Source organism: Parasphingorhabdus sp. (assembly GCF_041748495.1).
Classification (GTDB): Bacteria; Pseudomonadota; Alphaproteobacteria; order Sphingomonadales; family Sphingomonadaceae; genus Parasphingorhabdus.
The window spans coordinates 1-4291 of record NZ_JBGTDD010000093.1 but is presented as its reverse complement, the minus strand read 5'-3'; the positions used below and the strand labels follow the sequence as shown (position 1 = coordinate 4291).

Genomic DNA, 4291 nt, shown 5'->3' with positions numbered 1-4291 from the left:
CATCATGAAATCGCTCCCCGCAGCCGCCAGATCTTCGTCGCTTGCGTAAATATAGGTCGCCATCGTCACCGTGGAACCGGGACGAAATTGTTCGGTGACGAAGAATGTCCGGGGCATCGGCGTGTCCAGTATCGAGAAAAGGCTGACCCGGTCGACCGGCCTGCCGTCCGCTTCCCTGATCCAGACAATGGCTTCGGGGGATTTGTTGACGGCAAAGGGCATGCCCTTGGCGATACGCTGGTCATAATGGGTGACCCATTTGGGGGCCATCGGATTGACCGAGGGCAGGGCGATGGAATCGGATGGCGATTTTGCCTTCGGCATTTCGACCTGATAGTCGATATCGGTCGGACGGCGGGTGCTGGTGACGATATCGGCGGCATTGGTCATCGCGCCATTTTGCGACAGTTCGACGCGCCAGAACTGGGTAGAGGCGCCAGCCCGCAACAATCGGACCGACAGCGTGACCTCACCAGGACCAACACCGGTCATGAATATGATCTGCTGCGAAACCAGCGGACCGCGGCGTTCCGGATGTATTTCAACCGCCTGAGCGGCAATCGCTGCCACCCACCCACCAAAGGCCATGCCGGTCGGATTGCGATAGACATCGCTCGCCTCTATCGTGAATGTTCCGTCGTCCTGCGCGATCAACGCGGTTTCGCGATCAAATATATATGTCATGTATTGCCCTGAATAGTGAAACCTACTGGATTTTTTCGACCTTGTAGCCGCGTTTTGCCAGTGTTGCCTGAACCGCATCGGGCCCGGCGAGATGGGCAGTGCCCACTGCTATCAATGATGTGCCCGGATTTTGCAGCCGCTTGTCAAGTTGCTCCGCCCAGTCCGCGTTGCGGCGGACCAGAAGATATTCGCGGGTCTTGGGGTCGGTCAATATGCCTGAATCGGTCAACGTGACGATATGCTCGATATCGCCGGTGATCCAGGCGTTGAACAATTGTTCGAACTCTTGCTGGGAATTGCTTGATTCTTCGATCACGCTGGTCAGCATCTGGCGTTGCTGTGCTTCCGGCAGCTTGTCGAAATAGCCCAGTTGCAGTTCGATGGTTTCCAGTGCCTCGATCGGTTTCCCGGCCTTTGCAAACTGATCGGTCAGCTTTTTTTCGACTCCGCCGCTCGAATCGAGGCCGAGACTCTGGGTCTGTGCGGATGCCAGCGACAGCGCCGCAGCCCAGCTTTCCATGCGATTGAGCGTGCGTTCGGAAATATTGGCTGAATCGATGATCCGATCCAGGTCAGCGTGCAGCGATGGATCGATCCGCGTGTCCAGTTTTTCCTGCCCCGGCGAAACCGCCAGGCGGGAAAATATCTTGGCGGCATTCTGCGGGTCATCCAGTCCCAGCACTTCGATCACCAGCTTGTCCGAATCGGCGATTGCTGCCTCCAGGACGGGCGTGCGCCATTCGACGTCGTCCGGAAGAATGTGGATCGTACCGAACATATAGGCGGTGCCCACCTGTCCGGGCTGGGTACCGGTGACCTTCCACAGAGCAGGAGTCCCGACCTTGACCGTATTCAGCGACACGGGGTCTGGCGCATTGTTGCACGCGCTGAGCAGCAAGGACGCCAGTAAGGATAGCAGGGTTGTGGTGATTCGCATGGATCCTATTTGGGGTTATCGCCGGGAAAAGAAAGCCCGATGGTGAGAATGTTCAATATTCGATCCGTTCCGCAACCAGCCCCTTTTGTGCGAGAATCGCCTGCAGGCTGCTGTCTCCGGCAAGATGGCCAGCCCCGACCGCCAGAAAGATCGTGCCAGGCTGCTCCATCCGCTGCTCGACCCAATCGGCCCAGGTGATATTGCGATTGACCAGCAAGGTCTCGTACAGAATCCGGTCTTCCAGTCCGGCGTTCATCAGTTCACCCAGCGCATCGACATTGGCATTGGCCCATTCGATGACCATCTGGTCCATGCCTTCGGCAGCTTCGTCAATCGTAGCGACGGTAAAATTGAGAAAATTGATCTGGACCTCTTCGGGCAGATTGTCGAAAAATCCGAGCTGCTGCTCCGGTGTTTCCAGCCCGGTGATTGTCATCTGCCGCGCTGCTGCCTGGGCCAGCAATTCGGTCTCGGCGCCCTGATCAGCGGCATATCCGCTGCGCATCAGAGGGATCAGCGAAATATTGACGCTGGCGAACCAGGGATCAAGCGGATCGAACGCGGCAACCGGCAAATTGAGCCGGGTCAAAGCCGCTTCATAGGCGGCCCGGTCTTCCTCGGTCAGTTTGTCGCGCAGCGAAACCCCGGTCTTGTCGATCGCCAGTTCATTGACAATCTTCATCATCTCCGCCGGGTCAGGCTTGATCATTTCGATGACCAGTTCTTCCGATGCATCAAAACTGTCCTTCACCGCTTCATCGAACCAGGTCATGCCGGGTTTCAGGATATGGACGGTACCGAACAGATAGATGGTCGTGTCCTCATCCCGGATCACCCAGAGAGCGGGGTCGGCATCCTCCGGCATCGTGGCGGGACCCTCAGCCGGGCGGGTAACGGCATCGGCGGGCGCGCTGGCCATACTATCCGTGCTTGCCGCGCAGGCGGTGAAACAGAGATAAAGCGGAAGAAGTAAGGCGCTGAAAAGCCAGTTACGCGGCATGAAGATAATGCTCCGACAAGAGGTTGATGGGTTTCATTGAACAATTGACGCCAAATGCCCAGCAAATTTTCAACCAGATTCAGGTGACACTGGCGACCCTCGTTCAAATCTGTTAACCGAATGATTAAATAAAGGAGTATTCCGATGCGCACGATTCATGCCCGCACCTGCCATATCTGCGAAGCCAATTGCGGCCTGCTGGTCGAGGTCGAGGGTCGCGAGATCCTGTCGATCAGGGGCAATCCCGATCATGTGCTGAGCCGCGGCCATATCTGTCCCAAGGGCACCGCGATCGCCGACCTGCAGGATGATCCCGATCGTTTGCACAAGCCGGTGAAAAAGGTCGACGGCCAGTGGCAGGAGATCGGCTGGGAACAGGCCTTTTCGGAAATTGCCGGGCGGCTGTTCGATCTCAAGGGGCAGGGGGCGAAACCCGCCATGTATATGGGTAATCCCAGCGCGCATGATTACGGCATTTCCACCCAGATCGGTCAGTTGCGCCGCGCCATCGGGCTGAAAAACATCTATTCCGCCTCGACCCTCGACCAGATCCCGCATCATGTCGTGCAATATCATATGTATGGCCATGTCAGCCTCGCCGCCGTGCCCGATATCGATCGCTGCCAGTATCTGCTGATCATCGGCGGCAATCCGGCGGCGTCCAACGGCAGTATCTGGACCGTGCCCGATTTCAAGAAGCGGGTGAAGGAGATGCAGGCGCGTGACGGCAAGCTGGTCGTCATCGACCCGCGCCGGACCGAAACCGCCAGGCTCGCCGACGCGCATCATTTCGTCAAGCCGGGGACCGATACGGCGCTGTTGATCGGGATATTGAAGAGTATTTTCGATGCCGGGCTGGCCGACACCTCCCGGCTGGACGGGTTACTGGATGGCAGCTGGGCCACGATCGAACCGGCGATCGCCGGCTTTGACAGGGACCAGCTCGCCGCCCATTGCGGCATTCCTGTCGCGACCATGCAGGACATGGCGGCCGCTCTCGCCGCCGACCAGCCCGCTGCCATTTACGGCCGGATGGGGGTCTCGGTCTGCGAATATGGCACGCTCAACCAGTGGCTGATCCAGATCATCAATATCGCTGCCGGCAATCTCGACCGCGTCGGCGGCACGATGGTCCCGGAACCGGCGCTCGACACGATCAACCTGGTCGGCCGGGGATCGGTGCGCACCGCCGAGACGGTGCGCGGACCAATGCCTTCGGTGATGAGCGAACTGCCGATGGTCACCTTCGCCGACGAAATGCTGCGCGACGATGCCGATCGCATCCGTTCGCTGTTCGTCGTCACCGGCAATCCCGTCCTGTCTTCGCCCGACGGCGCCAAGCTCGACCGGGCGCTCGAAACATTGGACCTGATGGTCTCCTTCGACATGTATGTCACCGAGACCAGCCGCCACGCCGACTATATATTGCCGCCCTGCGGCCCGCTCGAGAAGGACCATTATCCCTTCTTCTTCGGGCCGCTGGCGATCCGCAACTATGCCAGCTACTCGCCGGCGATTTTCCCGCTGCAGGACGGCGAGAAGACCGACTGGGAAATCATCGCCGAACTGGCGCGGGAAATATTGGCGCAGGACGGCCAGGATGTCCCCAATATCCGCGAGCCGCGCGATGTGCTCGACGGCATGCTGCAAAGCTCGCCCGCTGGCCTGAC

4 protein-coding genes are annotated in these 4291 nt (G+C 58.9%); 1 reads left to right on the top strand and 3 read right to left on the bottom strand.

Annotated elements, in window-relative coordinates:
- The 3 genes from ACEW8J_RS07815 to ACEW8J_RS07805 all read right to left on the bottom strand — a co-directional run.
- Positions 1-684: acyl-CoA thioesterase (locus tag ACEW8J_RS07815; protein WP_373491079.1), on the bottom strand; the 684-nt coding region annotated here is incomplete at its 3' end.
- Between the two features lie 22 nt (positions 685-706).
- On the bottom strand, positions 707-1621 hold the full coding sequence (locus ACEW8J_RS07810) for a TraB/GumN family protein (RefSeq protein ID WP_373491078.1): 915 nt from the start codon (positions 1619-1621) through the stop codon (positions 707-709).
- A 52-nt stretch (positions 1622-1673) separates the two neighbouring features.
- Complete coding sequence (locus tag ACEW8J_RS07805; protein WP_373491077.1) at positions 1674-2540, bottom strand: TraB/GumN family protein; 867 nt, start codon at positions 2538-2540, stop codon at positions 1674-1676.
- A gap of 225 nt (positions 2541-2765) precedes the next feature.
- Between ACEW8J_RS07805 and ACEW8J_RS07800 the strand changes: the two genes are divergently transcribed.
- The coding region (locus tag ACEW8J_RS07800) for a molybdopterin-dependent oxidoreductase (RefSeq protein WP_373491076.1) at positions 2766-4291 on the top strand (1526 nt) is incomplete at its 3' end.

Bases quoted from the DNA above. Each gene is read 5' to 3' on its own strand.
- ACEW8J_RS07810 (WP_373491078.1), bottom strand. From the start codon at position 1,621: ATGCGAATCACCACAACCCTGCTATCCTTACTGGCGTCCTTGCTGCTC.
- ACEW8J_RS07805 (WP_373491077.1), bottom strand. From the start codon at position 2,540: ATGGCCAGCGCGCCCGCCGATGCCGTTACCCGCCCGGCTGAGGGTCCC.